This is a genomic window from Paenibacillus sp. EKM206P (genome assembly GCF_011066155.1).
GTDB lineage: Bacteria > Bacillota > Bacilli > Paenibacillales > Paenibacillaceae > Paenibacillus > Paenibacillus polymyxa_D.
In genome coordinates, this window is the sequence record NZ_JAAMNQ010000008.1 from 38,880 (window position 1) to 55,877 (window position 16,998).

At 40.8% G+C, this 16,998-nt stretch carries 13 protein-coding genes; 2 read left to right on the forward strand and 11 right to left on the reverse strand.

The window, feature by feature from the left end; translation table 11 throughout:
- Positions 1 to 3: 3 nt before the first annotated feature.
- From ccpM to G9G53_RS16910, 3 genes are all read right to left on the reverse strand, one after another.
- Positions 4 to 1,458: a Cys-rich peptide radical SAM maturase CcpM gene (gene ccpM / locus G9G53_RS16900; protein ID WP_238437948.1), complete on the reverse strand. Its 1,455-nt coding sequence runs from the start codon at positions 1,456 to 1,458 to the stop codon at positions 4 to 6.
- Between the two features lie 71 nt (positions 1,459 to 1,529).
- A complete protein-coding gene (locus G9G53_RS16905) occupies positions 1,530 to 1,715 on the reverse strand; it encodes a CLI_3235 family bacteriocin precursor (protein WP_165149190.1) in 186 nt (61 codons plus the stop codon).
- Between the two features lie 105 nt (positions 1,716 to 1,820).
- Positions 1,821 to 3,563: an ABC transporter ATP-binding protein gene (locus tag G9G53_RS16910; RefSeq protein WP_165149192.1), complete on the reverse strand. Its 1,743-nt coding sequence runs from the start codon at positions 3,561 to 3,563 to the stop codon at positions 1,821 to 1,823.
- Positions 3,564 to 3,780: 217 nt separating this feature from the next.
- Here G9G53_RS16910 and G9G53_RS16915 point away from each other — a divergent pair, with 217 nt between their 5' ends.
- Positions 3,781 to 4,368: an RNA polymerase sigma factor gene (locus tag G9G53_RS16915; protein WP_165149194.1), complete on the forward strand. Its 588-nt coding sequence runs from the start codon at positions 3,781 to 3,783 to the stop codon at positions 4,366 to 4,368.
- A 156-nt stretch (positions 4,369 to 4,524) separates the two neighbouring features.
- Here G9G53_RS16915 and G9G53_RS16920 read toward each other — a convergent pair whose 3' ends face one another.
- The 8 genes from G9G53_RS16920 to G9G53_RS16955 all read right to left on the reverse strand — a co-directional run bounded on the left by G9G53_RS16920 (position 4,525) and on the right by G9G53_RS16955 (position 14,234).
- A complete protein-coding gene (locus G9G53_RS16920; protein WP_238437949.1) occupies positions 4,525 to 6,372 on the reverse strand; it encodes an ABC transporter ATP-binding protein in 1,848 nt (615 codons plus the stop codon).
- A gap of 58 nt (positions 6,373 to 6,430) precedes the next feature.
- Positions 6,431 to 7,582, reverse strand: coding sequence for a hypothetical protein (locus tag G9G53_RS16925; protein WP_165149196.1), 1,152 nt, complete (start codon positions 7,580 to 7,582; stop codon positions 6,431 to 6,433).
- Positions 7,579 to 8,268: a hypothetical protein gene (locus G9G53_RS16930; protein ID WP_029516841.1), complete on the reverse strand. Its 690-nt coding sequence runs from the start codon at positions 8,266 to 8,268 to the stop codon at positions 7,579 to 7,581. The genes G9G53_RS16925 and G9G53_RS16930 overlap by 4 nt, the downstream gene beginning before the upstream one ends.
- 4 nt (positions 8,269 to 8,272) lie before the next feature.
- Positions 8,273 to 9,151, reverse strand: a complete 879-nt coding sequence (locus G9G53_RS16935; RefSeq protein ID WP_165149198.1) for an ABC transporter ATP-binding protein — start codon at positions 9,149 to 9,151, stop codon at positions 8,273 to 8,275.
- Positions 9,141 to 10,562 (reverse strand): PapB family radical SAM/SPASM ranthipeptide maturase, encoded by a 1,422-nt coding sequence (gene papB / locus G9G53_RS16940; RefSeq protein WP_165149200.1) that lies wholly within the window; start codon positions 10,560 to 10,562, stop codon positions 9,141 to 9,143. The genes G9G53_RS16935 and papB overlap by 11 nt, the downstream gene beginning before the upstream one ends.
- Positions 10,563 to 11,186: 624 nt before the next feature.
- On the reverse strand, positions 11,187 to 12,047 hold the full coding sequence (locus tag G9G53_RS16945) for a carbohydrate ABC transporter permease (RefSeq protein ID WP_370682672.1): 861 nt from the start codon (positions 12,045 to 12,047) through the stop codon (positions 11,187 to 11,189).
- 12 nt (positions 12,048 to 12,059) lie between these two features.
- On the reverse strand, positions 12,060 to 12,944 hold the full coding sequence (locus tag G9G53_RS16950; protein ID WP_013308374.1) for a carbohydrate ABC transporter permease: 885 nt from the start codon (positions 12,942 to 12,944) through the stop codon (positions 12,060 to 12,062).
- 36 nt (positions 12,945 to 12,980) lie between these two features.
- Positions 12,981 to 14,234: a sugar ABC transporter substrate-binding protein gene (locus tag G9G53_RS16955; protein WP_029516846.1), complete on the reverse strand. Its 1,254-nt coding sequence runs from the start codon at positions 14,232 to 14,234 to the stop codon at positions 12,981 to 12,983.
- A gap of 601 nt (positions 14,235 to 14,835) precedes the next feature.
- Here G9G53_RS16955 and G9G53_RS16960 point away from each other — a divergent pair.
- Entirely contained in the window at positions 14,836 to 16,998 is a 2,163-nt protein-coding gene (locus G9G53_RS16960; protein ID WP_185156369.1) for a glycoside hydrolase family 3 N-terminal domain-containing protein, read from the forward strand.

Here is a 16,998-nt window from a genome sequence, read left to right on the forward strand (position 1 = left end):
CCCTCATGCTTTTTCAAAATCGAGAATCGTATCCTCGGAGAAATCATAGCCCAGCTCATTCATCATGCAATAATCAAGTAAGGTGTGCCTAATATCATTTTTGACTACCGAACAGTGACTCAGCTTCTTTGCTTTGGACAAGGTATGCAAATCATCTGCTACAGCAACACACAGCGTACAAAAACGGAAATTCCAACAGTTTTTACATGCATCCTCCGTGATGGTCCCTACATTCAAAATCTGGCTGATTTTATCCACTTCAAAACCTGTGTCTACCTTTCCAATCTGCACCACCTCCGACTGTTCACTGACCCGTTCACATGGATACAGGTTTCCATGCACATCCGCAAACAATCGCTGTACACCAGGCACACAGGGTCCGCCATGATGCGCTTCGATCGGCATCCCTGCAGAAGGCTTTCTATAATGGAACATTCGGAAATACATCTGAATATAATAGTCCTTAATTAGCTTGGAGACATGGCTTTCATCTACTCTCCCAAATTTGGAAAGCATCATTTTAACTACCTCATAGCCTCTCTGCTCAATAAATTCATTTCTGTACAAAATTTCATCCTTCACATAAGCATCGTTAATGTAGGACGACTTTACACTGTACAGACTTTCGAAGGTTTCATAATTCGTATAAAAATCATTGACGCAACCAAAATCATTGCGGGTATCCAGCACCACATTAAAATTAATCCATTCAAAGAGGCCCGGGTAATTCCTCTTAATTTTGTCCACATTGGCAATGATCGTATCAAAGGAGCCTCGCCCGTTAACAGCAAACCGTCTGTTTCTGTCATGATTCTCCTGATCTCCGTCCAGACTGATGGTAAGCACAAAACGATGTTCATCGAGAAAGGCCAAAATATCGTCATTAAGCAGCGTACCATTGGTCGTCAAATGAAAGCCTACATCTCTATACGCTACCTGCTCCTTAATATATTCCACACATTTCTTGACCAACGGAAAATTAATGAGCGGCTCTCCCCCATAAAAACCAAAATCCAAACGGTCACTGTCTACTGACCTATCAATCACAAAATCGATACACTTGCGCGCTGTCTCAAAATCCATCATCAGATTCGTATGACCTCGATTGTCATATCCTCCTGAATAAACGCAGTAAGAGCATCTAAGATTGCAATTTTGAGTTACCTGTAAGGTGAGGGTCTTCAGCTGATGCTGAAGCATATGCTCCAGGTGCTTTGTCTTGGGATGATTCATAATCTGCGGACGCTGTGAAGATAAAAATCCGTTATCCAGCAAATCACGGATATACTGCTGCAATTCCGGTGTAGCCTCTATCTGATCCAGGTCGAAGCTGGAATGCGAATTCAGAAAATGATAAGCCTCCTCTTTAATCCGCAAAATCAAGTTGGTATTTACATCATATACATAATGGTGGAGTCTCGTCTGAAATGTGTATATAAAAGGTTGGCACATGTTCATGATTCACACCTACTCTGTTTTGATGTGGACAGAAGCCTGGAATGTCCAGGCTCCTCCATACAGATACAAGCTTAATAATTACCAATTCCAGTTCCATTATCTCTGCGATAAGAGCCGTCGCTTTCACGCTGAGTATTGGAGCTTCGAGTCCGACTGCCTGCGCAATAACAGGAGCAAGGACAATAACAGGAACAACCACAGCCAAATGCCTCAATCGTGTCGCCTACATTCGTGCTTCTTTTCACAAGCTTACGCATGTTAAACTACTCCTCCCATTCATAATATGATTTAAAAGGGTGTTCACCTATACTAATTCCGTACATGGTGTTAAATCACACGATGAAAGCGTTTGTTTTTTTTCATCATTTTATTGGGACCTCTTCTTTCTCTAATACCCATTCTCTGTATTCCGCATGACAGGTCATAAAATGGGAGTGTGATCCTATTTGGGCCGGTTCGCCGTTCTCCAACAAAATAACTCTATCGACATGCGCTAATATCTCGCTGCGATGCGTAACGATGATTACGGTCTTGTCACGCAGCCGGGTCTTCAACAATTGCTGGACATTTAGCCTGGCTGCTGCATCCAGATTGGAAGTCACCTCATCAAAAATAAACAATGGTGCTTCCCTGATCAATGCCCGGGCCATGGCGATTTTCTGTCTTTGCCCACCCGACAACCTGGAGCCATTCGAGCCTATGGGGAAGTCATCTGCCGAGCTCTGAACCAATTCTTCCAGACCAACCTCCGCGATCATTGCCTCTATTGCATCATTATTAACTTCTGTATCTAAGCGGATATTGCCAAAAATAGTAGTATCAAATAAATATACCTGCTGACTGACTAAAGCTATTTGACTTCGATACTCATCTATTTCATAGCTTTGGATATCAATGCCGTCATAGGTGATTATCCCCTGATCAGGCTGGCTGAATCTCATAATCAGATCCAGCAGCGTAGACTTCCCTGCCCCATTTGCCCCAATGATAGCTACCTTTTCCCCTCGGGCAATCCTAAAGCTCGCGTGGGGCAGTACGGGTTCATCCTTGGTATAGGAAAAAGAAACATGATGAAATGCAATGTGATCCTCAAATGGCGGCTCAGTGAGAACAGACACTGGAGGGACTGAATTAGCTGTCTCCTCCTCAGCCCAATCCAAAAACTGATAATATCGAATGGCGGAGGGAACGACTTCAGCCAGCATGTAGCCAATGTTTAAAATAGCGAAAACAGGAGTGGTAACATAAGCACTGTAAGAAACAAAGGCAAAAATACCCCCTACAGTGAGCTGTAAACGAAAGATAAGATTAGCACCCACAACGTACACAAGCATCATTAGAAGCTGAATTAAAATAGATTCCGAGGCGATATTCCAGGCGTCTAGAAGTGATAATTTCCGTTCTGAATCTACAATTCGACGCTGCTTGGTTGAGAACTGCTGATGCTTATGTGGAATAAGACCAAACATTCGCTGCTCCTTCATGCCCCCGACAGATTCCCCAAACCACTGGGCAAAATCACTACTGCCTTCAATTAAATCCCCTACCAGTTTTTTTCTACGCTTCACAAAATACTTCACCACAACATATTTGATGGGTAAAAAGAGCAGCACGATTACAGTCATTTTCCAGTTAATGAGCAGCAAACCACATAAACCACCAATCATGCTGAACGCCTGCATAATAACAAAAAATACTCCACTATCTGTGATCCTTGATACATTGCCTACATCCGTGCCAATTTGGTTCAGCAACTCCGCTTCATTAGTTCGGTTAAAATAGCTCATTCGTACTCTTGTCAGATGTAAATACGCTTTTTCAAATAAAGAAAAGGTAACCTGTGCGCTTAAACCTGCCCGAAAGGTTTCTTTACACACATTCAGCAGCTTGTCCAAGCAAACGATTAAAAACGCAGCAGAAGTGTACAGGATTACAGCCTGCATATTCCCTTTTAGAAGACCTTGATCCACAATAACCTTGCTTGTTAAAGGCAATAATATATTCAAGCCCGCTGATAGGATGAGACATATCAAAATGATAGTGACCGTCTTCAGATAAGGCCTAAATGTTGCCGCCAGACGTTTATATACTATGGATTCTTTCATCCTTTTCCCCCTTTCATCAGATGCACCTTCTCCCCCTATTAACTAATTCCGTATCAGAATCAAAATCACCTTAAAACATCTTTTAACTGTTCTAGTAATTCCATATTTACGAGATTAAATATGATTTATGTCATTCTTGAAAATTGGAATTAATGTATATGATTGGCACATACAAAAATCACTTATTTTTTTATCCGTCCAAAGGGGGCTTGAACAAATGCCGACCACGATGGTTATCGACTGTTGCAAAGAGGATCAGTGCAGAGGTAGTTCCAGATGCTTTTACAGAAAAATTTGTGAACTTTATCTGAGCGAGGTATACCGTTTCTGTATGCATTTAGTCAAGAATCAGTCTTGCTTTACATTTATGGCAGAAGAATGTACACAAGATACTTTTGTAGCGGCAAGACAGCAACTGGTCAAGCTCAAACAACACCCCAATGTAAAAGGTTGGCTGTACCTCACGGCTAAAAATCTTATATATAAATCATTTAGGTGCTACTATACACAAAAAAAGCATGAAACTACGCTTGAATGTGAGAAGATCTGTATTTATTCAAATTCGGTAGAGGAGGAGTGGGAAAATCGTAGATTGGGAGATGTGGATACGGTTATCGTTAATATACTAATGCAGCTTTCCAACAATGAATATACGCTCTATGAAGACTACTTTTGTCGACAACTGGCTGTGCCCTTCCTTGCTGTCAAATATAATATTTCGGTTACGGCTACAACGACTCGAATCTATAGACTGAAAAGAAAACTTCGTACATTGTCTCATCAATATTGTCTAACTCATATATAAATTATCCATGAAGGCAAAAAAGCGGAGCCCCTCTTCCTAAAAGACGCTCCGCTGTTCGTATGTGACTATGACTTGTATATACTACATAGTCTACTTCTCTAGGTAAAAAATAATACTGTTCCCAGCCCAAATATATGCCAGAATCCCTATACACAGTTAGCGTGTATCATTAGTAACTAACGCTTTCTGGAATGTATTAATTTCATCAAAAAATAAATCATAGTAAAGCCCTCGACTTTCAATTAGTTCTTGGTGAGTTCCTTCTTCTATAATCTGACCCTTATCCAAAACTAAAATTTTGCCTGCATATAGAACAGAGGTATAACGATGAGAAATGTAGAGGCAAAGCCTATCAATAACAAAATTTTGAAATTGGCGAAATACTTGTTTTTCTGACTCTGGATCAAGAAATGAACTAGGCTCATCTAATACGTAAACGTCAGCATCTTTGAAGAGCGCTCTGGATATAGCTATCTTTTGCCACTGCCCTCCTGAAAGCTGTATACCCCCTTCAAAGTTTCTTCCTAGCTGTTGTTCTAATTGATTAGGAAAATGTCGTATTACCTTATCTACTCCTGTATATTGTGCCGATTCCCATATCCTAGTATCAAATTCAAGATGTTCTATGCTGCCAAAACCTATATTTTCTCTTACTGAAAAGTCGAATTGAATAAAATCCTGAAATATAACGCCTACTTTCTTGTAAAGCATTTCTTTATTATAATTTCGAATCGAGATTGAATTGATTAAAATATCTCCTTTAAAGTCATCATATAATCCCGTTAAAAGTTTTATCACAGTTGTTTTCCCTGATCCATTCCTGCCCACTAGAGCAAGAGATTCACCACGCCTCATTTTAAAACTTATATCTTTGAGAGCCCATTCTTTTTGATCTGGGTAGGCAAATGAAACATTTTTAAATTCTATGCTTTCTATCGTTGAATCAGCTTGTATACCTGATTCTCTTAGCAACATACTAGAACTGTCTTGTTTATGTTTTATGTTAAAAAAAGCGAATAATTCATCTAAATACAGATTATGATCACATAATGAAATCAATCCTTGAGATACTGTGTTAATATTTTGATTAGCTAATAATACTGCTTGAACTAATGCATAAATACTGCCAACGAGAAATTCTTCTTTCCATGCCATTTGTATAATCATAATCAAAGCAATGGCTATAAATATTGTACTTATTACTTGAAAAGACAAATATAACGCAATACGTTTTTTGGCTAAATACTTATCCTCTTTGTAGAAAATATCAAAAATGCCCTTATATTTTGCTGTAAAGTAGTCACTAAGTTGATACAATACGATTTCTTTAAAAGACTTCTCATTAGTCAATAAGTAATTAATATACCTGGATTTACGTTGTAAAGGAGCCCGTTTTTTCTTGGCCACATATTGAATTTGTGTGAACCTTAATAAAGAATAAAAAGATGCTAGTGGGGAAACAACAAGAATGAGTAAGACCCACCATCTGAATGCTATTAAAATGGCGATACTAGAGCATAACGTAACCATGGAACTTAACAAATTAATGAGTTCTTTATAGATCTGAATAGGTCTATCTATTGAGTCGTTTTGTACTCTTTTGAGTTGATTATGTACTTGCGGACTTTCAAAATCCGCAAGATTAAATGTCGATGTTTGTGATACTATTAAGGTTTGTAATTTATTTATCAGTGAAATTTGGAACAATTTATCAGAGTATTCAATTAAACTTGAAATAAGCAAACTAGAAAACATCACGATAATTACAGGGAAAACTGCGCTTATTTGAAGCTTATGCCATACCGTGCTAGTCTCTAATTCAGAAACCAAATACTGTATGGAAAGAAGATTAGCAATCGGGAGTATTCCTTTTAGTAGATAGCCAAAAATAATGATAATAAAGTAGATAGGTTCTGTACTCCATAATAACTTAGTTAACTTCGGCCAATATTGGAATGAATGAAATATAGCTCTTATATTCACATGGTCTGCCTCACGTTCCATGCATTCCATCCCTTTCTTTTATATCTATTATTATCGGTTCTTCACGAAATCTCGCTATTTAGCTCTCACTCTCCTGAAGTGTATAGACATTTCCAGGATTTTTTTCTCTAACCTCCATAATAATGTCATTTTTTAGTCGTTTAAAAGCGTTAACTTGCTCATTGGACAAGTGGGGCGTTTGCGGCAAAATGTAATCAATCCACTTACTCGCCCAATCCATCCCACGATTGAATTCTAAGAGCTTATTTGAATAAATATTAATTTGAAGTTTATTATGATGGTGTACTATTATTTTCGGCTCGAACGATGACATGGAGTGCATTCTGGTGATTTGCAAGGTATAGCGAACCGGGTGTGTCTCTTTTTTCTTAGCCACTTGATACAGCGTTTCAAAAAGGGCGGCAAATTGCTTTGCTTGATACGAACTAATCCCCTTATACTCTACTTGTGTTTGTCCCACAGTTATTTTTTGAAATGACGATGTCTGTACATTCTCATTAAATAGCCTCTCATATCCCCACACGCCAATCAGTAGGCTACAGGCAAGCACAGTACTAATCCAAGGGATTATAGACTTTTTGCCACCTCCGCGCCGACTGGATAACAATGTGCCTAATCCGTAAAATAATAAACTACAGCCTAAGAGTCCAAAGAGATTTCGCCAGTTGATCAAATAGGGGTTGAATATATTTACTACAGGAGATATGTAACGAAATTTTTCATTAAAAGACCAGGAAACTAAACCTATGGGAAGGTAAAAAGCAATGAGAAAAGTGAAGGCCAACCCATGATACTTTACTACCTGCCCCAACAAGAGACCCAACATCGACGAAAAAAAACTAGTAAAAAACACAATGATAACCAAATTCCATAATGATACATCAGCGAATGATTTCCATAAAAGTCCTACCATCATGAGCAAGAGAGGAAACGAAAGAATTAAAGAAACATAAAGCTGGTAAGTGATTAGACGGTAATTAGGAAAGACAGAAATATAAATATACGGCTCTGTATGATTGCGATTATGTATACTCGCAATCTGTAAAGAAAAAAAAGCTACAAATAACAAGTTAACACTATAAGTTATTGCAATACCTTCATTCATTATTAAATTGAATAAAATAACCACACTAAAGGAAACGAGCAAGGTTACTGCTTGTTCTCTTCGGAGCAAAAGCTGCAGCCAGAAACGAACTATAATTCCATTCATTCTTGTACCCTCGCCATCCATAGATGATTACTGACTTTCATCAATACCCACATAAGCAAAAATAGGGATATTCGCCCGAAAGCAAACGACCGTGTAAAGAAGTTGGAGATAATCCAATCTGGATTAAACCAGATTGAAATGTAGGGCAAGTTGATAGTAATACTGGTTAAAAGGTAGACAAGCATTACAATGTTCACATACAGTTGTTTACGTAAGAGCAAGTTCAATATGACGGTAACTTGAACAGAATATCCCATAGTTGCTACACCCGCTACTGTTAGATGAAGCAGCGTCAAGAATGGAGCCTTACCATGAGTCGTCCATTGAACTACACAAATCATAGCTAAAGCGACAAACTGAAATAAGCAAACCACTCCCCATAATACACAACTCTTACAATAAAAATATTGGGCTCCTTTATGCAATTTAGGCATAATAACAGAAGAAATCATTTTTTGCTTCTCGCCATCATAAAGAACAGAATACATCAACGGCATTAGTAATATGGTAAAGAACATTTGTCCATGATGCAAAAATATCCATAACTCGTTATTCTTATTCCCTGCTCCTAGATATAAAAATAAAGGAATTAAAAAACAAGAAAACGTTAGTGCTATAAAAAACACTATACTTTTCTTCAAAAGTAAAATTTCAAATTGAACTAGGGCTCTGATTACTTGTCCCATTCTGCTAACTCTCCTCTGGATCGGAAATGTACAGATACGCATCCTCAAGATTAGCCGTTTCAGGTGTGACTTCCGTACAACAATCTGGAGGATGGTTACACAATAATCGAGCCTGAATTCTTCCTTCCTTCCGCACAATGGAGGTGATTCGAGCTTGTTGGCTTAATTGTTCTAATTGATGCTTACCAACATCAACCAACCATACTTTACCCTCGACAGTTCGAATCATATCGTCTATTGCCCCTTGATACAGACAACGGCCTTCTTTTAAAACGAGTAGTTTGTCACATGTGCTTGAAACGTCAGGAACAATATGAGTAGATAACAATATAATCCGACCTTCTCCATAATTCTGAAGCAAGTTTCGAAAAGCAATTCGTTCTTTGGGGTCCAGTCCAACCGTAGGCTCATCAACAATTAACAACTTAGGCTGTCCTAACATAGCTTGGGCAATTCCTAAGCGCTGCTTCATTCCCCCAGACAGCTGTTTTATTTTTTTATGAACTTGATCGATAAGCCCCACCTCAATTAATCGCTGTGATGTCTCCTCTTGAATATGACGCTTACCTTGAATACCTTTTAAAGCCGCAAAATAGTTCATAGATTCCAAAATCGTTACATTTGGAAAAAAATCAAAATGCTGCGGCAAGTAACCCAGTAAAGAACGAATAGCATCCGGTTCTTTTTTCAAAGAATATCCGAATATTTCAACTTCCCCTCGGTCGAATCTAAGTAAAGTGGCAAGAATTTTCATTAAAGTGGTCTTACCCGCCCCATTGTCTCCGAGTAGTCCGAATATACCATTATCAATGTGGAAATGAAGCTCGTTAAGTACTTGGTGAGAACCATATGACTTACTTAAAGCTTGAATATCAATTGTCAAATGAGACATCCTCCAATAATTGCTCTTGCTGCCGCTTAGCAGAGAACAGGTTTTTCTTGTCTTCTTTAGTTAATCGTAAATACAATTTCATACAATCCATTATTGCACTACGAGTAAAGTTACAGTATCTATCCACTGGCTCATTAATCGAACCACTAAGCACCATATTTTCTTGAGGACAACCTCCACCACATAGATTCTTAGCCCAACATTCTCCACATACAGTTCTCTTCTCTAAACGCATCTCACTAAGCAAGCCACTCTTCTTTCTTACATCCATCCCTTCCCTTACATTCCCTAAAGAATAATCCTTTTCATTAACAAATCGTTGACAAGGATAAAGATTACCATGCACATCAACGGCAAGCATATGCGAGACCGCCCCACAAAAATAATCTCGCTTAGAAGAAGAATGAATCATCTTCAAGTATTTTAGAATGTTCGATATTTGACGTGCTTCCCCATACTTTTTAGCCTGAAGCAAAGATTCAAAATGAACAACCAATTTGGTGAATTCCTGTGCATACTTCTCAAAGTCTTCCTCACTAAGCATCTCGACTGCAGGATACATCGCAACATGGCGGATACCAATCTCCATTAAATGTGTAAGTGTATGTGTTATATCCAATTGTACTGGTGAAATCGTAGCTCTTGCTGTTATGGCACCTTTTTTTCTTAAACTTTCTGTTCTATTTAAAATGATTTCATAGGTACCTTTTCTGTTCTGATAATATCGATTGAAATCGTGCGTCATTTGATCACCATCTAGACTTATCTGAATAGAAATATGATGATCTAATAAGAAGTTTTCAATTTCTTTGGAAATCAAGGTGCCGTTTGTTGTCATACTATATGTAACACGTTTATTTGATTTTTCTTGTTTTAGCTTAGTGTAGGCTACAACTTCTTTAATAACTTCAATGTTCAGAAGTGGCTCCCCTCCAAAAAAACAAATATTCAGTTCTTCTTCTTCGCCAGAATGATTAAACAGATAATCAACTGCTTTTAATGCGGTCTCTGTGTCCATCCGTCCTCGATCATTATATTCTCCGTCTCCTCCATAACAGTAAGAACATCTTAGATTACACTCTTGAACCAGCATAAGGATTATAGATGATAGACTTACTTGCTCATCATTGCAACTTTTACATTCCTTTTGAATAGACAAATCTTTGTTATATATAACCGATGCTTCCTTCAGACTAGCTAATAACCTATCTACCTCTTCTCTACTAGAACGATGCTTAAGTAATTCATATATTTCTTCAATTTCCTTACCTTCGCTATTACATATATCTACTACGACATCATCAATCTGAAAAAGCCCATTTGTTTCTATATTGTATAAGTATAACTTTTCATTTTGTTCTATGATTTTGACGGGATTTTTTTCAAATGGAGCACTAATCACTATTAATCATCCTCTCAAAGTTACAAAATAGGAGGAAGTCCAAGAAGATTAGTTCCCAGACCTCCTAATTGACTATCTGTGTTTGAAAGCCCTATCGTTGCAAGTTTTACTTTAATTAATCGCTATCATTATTAGTACACCAATGACCACTTTCTTTGCTACAAAACCAATCGGTAGCATCACAACCTACACAACGATCACGTGTATCACAAAAAACACACGTCATAGGAGAAACACTGCCTTCAGCTGCTTGGTTAACAGGATCGAACAATTTGATTCACCTCATTTTTTATATTTTTTTTATTTCTTTTCCAATATAATCATTTTTTTCGTTACAATCCATACTTTTTTTGAGGTAATTGTGTAAAATTTGTTAACCTACTATTTTGAAATATTTTCAATTAGATATAATAAAAGTATAGTTTTCTTTGCCGAAAAAAGCCGGTCGTTGTTAATGTAATGCATACCCTAATGATTCTGGAGGCCGCAACTTTTAAGAATGAATGTGAGCGGGCCGGAATTTCTAATTTTTCTATAAACAAAAACACAAAAAAACGGAGGGCTTCTTTGGATTAAACTTTGAAGTCCTCCGTTTTTTTGTTTATCAATTTACGTATTAAACTATTACTTAATCCCCGAAATCGTATAGTTCTCAATAATATACTTTTGGAAAACAATGAAGATAATCATGATCGGAACGACCATGAAGGTCGAGCCTGCCATTTGAAGGGCAAATTGGCTTTCGTTCTGTCCCTTGAGCAGTGACAGTCCGACGGACAAGGTGTACAGCTTCTCATCGTTCGCAATAATGAGTGGCCACAAGAAGCTGTTCCATCCGCCGATGAAGGTCAGGATGGCCTGTACTGCGATAATTGGCGTCGAAATGGGCAGCACAATTTGTAAAAAAGTGCGGAATTCCCCTGCTCCATCCAGACGTGTCGCCTCCAGCAGTTCTTCCGGGATATCGGACATGAACTGCCGGAACAGGAAGATCGCGAACGCGCCTACCAATCCAGGCAGGACAATCCCCAGCATGGAATTGGTCAATCCCATCTGGTTCAGAATCAAATAGACGGGAATCATCGTCACTTGACCTGGAATCATCATCGTTGCTAGTACCAGATAGAACAGAAACCCTTTGCCTTTAAATTGGAATTTGGCAAAGCCATAACCCGCCATGGCATTCAGGAATAATCCGAAGAAAGAAGCTAAAACAATGATCAGCGTATTCGTCAGATAGGTTCCAAAAGCCATGCTATCGAATAGTAATTTAAAATTATCCAGTGTAAAATGCTGCGGCCAGATGGTCGGGGGAATTTGGGTTACCTCGCCCTCAGTCTTAAAGGAGGATAAAATCATCCACGCAAAAGGCAGCACCATCAACAGACCTCCCACGGTCAGGAGAGTCGCCACGAACCATTGAAATGTTTTTTCACCACTGCGCGTATTGGCGCGGGCTTGCTGAACAGCTGTTTTCACGTTCATCACCTCTCTCTATCAGGACTCCGCTTTATTTTGCAAACGGAACTGAATCAGCGTCACCGCAATGATTGCGAAGAACAGAATGAACGATCCCGCCGCGGCATACCCGAATTTACTAAATTGGAAGCCGTTATTGTAAATGAACAGGGATGCCGTCAGTGTGCCATCGAGCGGTTTCCCTTTGGTCATGACAAACGGTTCCTCGAAAAATTGCAGCCAGCCGATCATCGTTGTGATGGACACGAAGAAAATAGCGTAACGAAGCTGCGGAAGCGTAATATAACGAATTTGCTGCCATGTATTGGCACCGTCAAGCTGAGCCGCTTCATAATAAGAACCCGGAATCCCTTTAATAGCCGCAATAAAGATAATCATGTTTAAGCCGATGCCCCGCCAAACTGCTAACACAATTAACGAAACTTTCGCAACTGTTGGATCGGTCAACCATGGGACGGGACCTAAATTCATCAAACCAAGTACATAGTTGAATAATCCAAGCGTCGGATTATACAAGTAGCTCCAAACGACCGCGACCGCAACTACATTCGTTACGGACGGTAGATAGAACACGACGCGGAATACTTTGAAAGCACGTGATTTACCCATGTTAATCAGAATCGCGATGCTAAGCGAAAATATCAGCACCAACGGAACACCTATGATGACGAAGAACAGGGTATTACCAAGGGACTTTATAAAGGAAGGGTCCAATAGTACGTTTGTATAATTTTCGAGACCTATAAAGCGAATACTATCATAATTAACGAGTCCGGACAGATCCATATCCGTGAAGCTGATCACGAGCGCCAGTAGTATCGGCAACAGCGAAAACAGCGTTAACAGGATGATGGAGGGACCGATAAACAAGTATGGCGCAAGCTTCTGCGAGCTTCCTTTCATGCCTTCACTCCCTTTGACAATGGCGGATATGGATCATTATTTTTTCATAATACTTGCAGCCTGCTGATTAAAGTCATCCATTTCCTTTTGTACATCGGCATGACCGCGGTAAATACGCTCGAAGCTCTTGATAAATTGTTGAGAAACCTCTTCCCATGCAGCCAGTTGCGGCAATGCTGCGGAATGATCTAGCTGTTTGCGAATCGTCCGAAGCATCGGATCACTCTTCAGTTTGGCATCTTCCCACGATTTAGTAGTCGCAGGCAAGTTACTGGACAGATCCATCCATTTCAGCTGCGTTTCTGGTTTGCTCATGTAAGCCAGGAATTTGGCTGACTCCTCTGGATGCTTGCTGAATTTCATAATTGAAAGGTTGGCACCACCCAAAACGGACAGGTTGTTTACTTTTCCAGGAAGCTCCGCTATATTCCACTTACCTTCCAGTTCTGGTGCCTTGCTCTTGATTTCTTTAATCATGAAAGGGCCGCTGATAAACATTGGAACGATCCCCTCGCCTTGCAAACCTTGAACGGAGTCAATTCCAATATCCACTGCGTTAGAGCCATTTTGGAAAAAGGTATTTACATACTTCACAGCATCTACAAACGGTGGTTGGTTGAACAGCGGATTGCCCTGCTCGTCAACCAGTTTGGAACCGTTCTGGAGAGCAAACATAAAGCCCATAGACTGCTCCTTTGCACTAAAGGAGATACCATATTTGCCTTTGCCCCGAGCCGCCAGCTTTTGGGCAGCATCGGAAAGCTCTTCCCACGTTTTAGGTGCTTCATTATATCCGACTTGTTTCAGCAGGTCAGAACGGTAGAACAAAACTCTCGTTTCAGTGTACCAAGGCACACCGACCGGTTTTCCTTCAAATTTTGTCGTACCTACAGCACCCTCGAAGAAATTCTTCGATTCCAGCTCAGGATACTTGCTGATATAAGGGGTAATATCCGTCAATGCACCCGCAGACGCAAGTTCTGGAACCCATGATGTACCTAACTGAACCACGTCCGGACCGGATTTTGAAGCAACTGCTGTCAGCAGCTTATCGTGAGCGTTATCCCAAGGCAACGCCTGTACCTCAACATGAATATCCGGATTTTCCTTTTCAAAACCTTTCACAATTTCAGGCAGCAGCTTTCCTTCCGCTCCCATACCCCATAAGGTGATGGTCGTCTTGCCACTCGCATCTTTGCCAGACGAATCATCCTTGGACGAGCAGCCCACCAGCGCGCCCCCCAGTAATAAGGTACTTGCCAAAATGATCCCTAACGTTCTTTTCATCATACGAATTCCTCCCGAGATGACCGGTTTACCGATCATGCAATATGATAACGGATTCAAATACGAGGACTTTGCAAAAATTCAATAAGCAACTTCCAATGAACATTATATAGAACGAAATGGTTTAATTCGTCCATATATTGCACTTTGAAACGACAAGAATCGAATTTTGTAAAATCCTGATGCATGTAAATACCTAGCGATTAAAGCATACCGCTATAACACTTATGTTCAAAGCACAAGGACCATACCCCTCAATAGAAACGTTTCGATAGTCATTATAGAACAAATTGAAACCGTATTCAATAGGAATATTATTTTTTATTTGCTCAGAATACCAACTTTTTTTCATATATATCATCTTTATTACGTTATTTAACCTATGAAAAGACCCTGAATTGGATTTGACTCTGTATTTGAAAGCGTATATAATCCAACTGAGTTCAATAATAGAAACGTTTCGATTAATAATACGACAGAACATTATGCTTCTATACTAGCTATTAGCCTTTTTAGCACTTTTTTGAATCATCTTTATCCAAAAAATCTCATGAATCTGAAAAAGAGAGCTGTCCACCAACAATACAGCTTATGGAGGATTATGATGGAACAACACCTGAATTCCTATTTAGAAAGCATGACGCTTGAAGAAAAAGTTGATCAACTGCTACAGCTTGTAGGTGCCTTCTTTGAAGAAGCGGGAACAGATAGTCAAATTACCGGCCCTATGGCTTCTCTTGGCATCACAGAGAAAAATGTCCATAACGTCGGTTCCGTGCTTGGCATCGCAGGGGCCAAGGAAGCAATTCGTGTTCAGCAGGCTCATTTGAGTAAAAACCGTCTGGGTATTCCGCTTTTAATTATGGCAGATATTGTACATGGCTTCAAAACGATTTTCCCTATACCGCTGGCTATTGGTTGCTCATGGGATATGCAGCTGGCAGAAGAGAGCGCTACCATTGCTGCCCGCGAGGCGGCTGTATCCGGTGTTCACGTCACATTCGCCCCTATGGTCGATCTGGTGCGTGACCCGCGCTGGGGCCGTGTGATGGAATCTACTGGGGAAGACCCTCATCTCAACAGTCAATTTGCCCGTGCGTTTGTGCGCGGATTTCAGGGTAAAGATCTGACGAACGATACCGACCGGGTGGCCGCATGCGTGAAGCATTTTGCCGCATATGGAGCTGGTGAAGGCGGACGGGATTACAACACTGTAGATGTATCCGCATGGCAGCTGCGAGAGTATTATCTCCCCTCCTACAAAGCTGCCTTAGATGAAGGCTGCGAAATGGTGATGACGTCCTTCAATACCGTAGAAGGCGTAGCCGCAACGGGCAATAAGCGCCTGATGCGTGATTTGCTTCGTGATGAATGGGGCTTTGATGGTGTACTCATCTCGGATTGGGCCGCCATCAAGGAGCTTATCCCTCACGGCATCGCCGAGGATGAGCGCGAGGCAGCGAAGAAAGCACTGCTGGCTGGCGTAGATATTGAAATGATGACCTCCTGCTATAACGGGCATCTGCCTGAACTGGTTCGCAGCGGACAGCTGGATGAAGCGCTCATTGATGAAGCAGTAATGCGTATATTGAAGCTCAAGCAAAAGCTGGGCTTGTTCGAAAATCCGCTACGCGGCGCAGACCCTGAGCGTGAACGTGAAGTTGTGTTCTGTGAAGCTCACCGTACGGTTGCCAAAGAATTAGCTATTAAATCTTGCGTGTTGTTCAAAAATGATTCCGTTCTTCCATTGAATCGCAATCAACATATTGCGTTGATCGGGCCTTTTGCAGAGAGTGGTGATATCTTGGGCTCTTGGTCGTGGAGCGGTTCGCAAGAGGAAGCTATTCGCGTTGTTGACGGGTTCCAATCGAAAATATCCTCCTCGCTGCTCACGGTTGCGACAGGTTGCTCTATCGACGATATAACTGAGGAGCAATATGCAGAAGCTCTGCAAGTTGCCAGCCAAGCAGAGGTTATCGTGTTGGCGCTTGGAGAGCGCTCGGATATGAGTGGTGAAGCAGGCAGCCGTTCCAATATTCGCCTGCCACAAGCCCAGTTGGAACTGGTGAAGCGCCTGAAGACGCTGAACAAGCCTATGGTAGCCGTATTATTTAATGGTCGTCCGTTGGATCTGCACGGTGTTATTGAAGAAGCAGACGCTGTACTGGAAGCCTGGTTCCCTGGTGGCGAAGGCGGCGTGGCGATTGCCGACTTGTTGTACGGTGATGCCGAACCTACGGGTCGCCTGACCATGTCATTCCCGCAATCGGTCGGACAGGTGCCCGTGTACTACAATCATTTTAATACAGGACGCCCGCAGTTAGATCCGAATACAAAAGAACGTTATGTGTCTCAATATCTAGACGTACCGAACGAACCTTTATTCCCGTTTGGCTATGGACTGAGTTATACCGATGTCGCTTATGATAGCGTACAGCTTTCCGGCGATACCCTTATACCTGGTCAGGAACTGACCGTGAAAGTGCAGGTAACGAACACAGGAACACGTCCAGTCGAAGAAACCGTCCAGTTCTATGTTCGTGATATCAGCGGTGATACGGTTCGCCCAATGAAAGAACTGAAAGATTTCTGCAAAGTCCTTCTTGCCCCAGGCGAAAGCCGGGAAGTGGAATTTGCATTGACCGAGCCTCAGCTGCGCTATCATCATGCAGATTTGAGCTTCAGCAGTGACAGCGGTGAATTTGCCGTCTTTACAGGACCTAACAGCCGAGATACCAGCGAAAGCCGTTTTCGGTTAGTGAAATAA

What these genes read in the sequence shown, in the direction of transcription:
- ccpM (WP_238437948.1), bottom strand. Translation starts at nt 1,458, where the DNA reads ATGAACATGTGCCAACCTTTTATATACACATTTCAGACGAGACTCCAC.
- G9G53_RS16905 (WP_165149190.1), bottom strand. Translation starts at nt 1,715, where the DNA reads ATGCGTAAGCTTGTGAAAAGAAGCACGAATGTAGGCGACACGATTGAG.
- G9G53_RS16910 (WP_165149192.1), bottom strand. Translation starts at nt 3,563, where the DNA reads ATGAAAGAATCCATAGTATATAAACGTCTGGCGGCAACATTTAGGCCT.
- G9G53_RS16915 (WP_165149194.1), top strand. Translation starts at nt 3,781, where the DNA reads ATGCCGACCACGATGGTTATCGACTGTTGCAAAGAGGATCAGTGCAGA.
- G9G53_RS16920 (WP_238437949.1), bottom strand. Translation starts at nt 6,372, where the DNA reads ATGGAACGTGAGGCAGACCATGTGAATATAAGAGCTATATTTCATTCA.
- G9G53_RS16925 (WP_165149196.1), bottom strand. Translation starts at nt 7,582, where the DNA reads ATGAATGGAATTATAGTTCGTTTCTGGCTGCAGCTTTTGCTCCGAAGA.
- G9G53_RS16930 (WP_029516841.1), bottom strand. Translation starts at nt 8,268, where the DNA reads ATGGGACAAGTAATCAGAGCCCTAGTTCAATTTGAAATTTTACTTTTG.
- G9G53_RS16945 (WP_370682672.1), bottom strand. Translation starts at nt 12,047, where the DNA reads ATGAACGTGAAAACAGCTGTTCAGCAAGCCCGCGCCAATACGCGCAGT.
- G9G53_RS16950 (WP_013308374.1), bottom strand. Translation starts at nt 12,944, where the DNA reads ATGAAAGGAAGCTCGCAGAAGCTTGCGCCATACTTGTTTATCGGTCCC.
- G9G53_RS16955 (WP_029516846.1), bottom strand. Translation starts at nt 14,234, where the DNA reads ATGATGAAAAGAACGTTAGGGATCATTTTGGCAAGTACCTTATTACTG.
- G9G53_RS16960 (WP_185156369.1), top strand. Translation starts at nt 14,836, where the DNA reads ATGGAACAACACCTGAATTCCTATTTAGAAAGCATGACGCTTGAAGAA.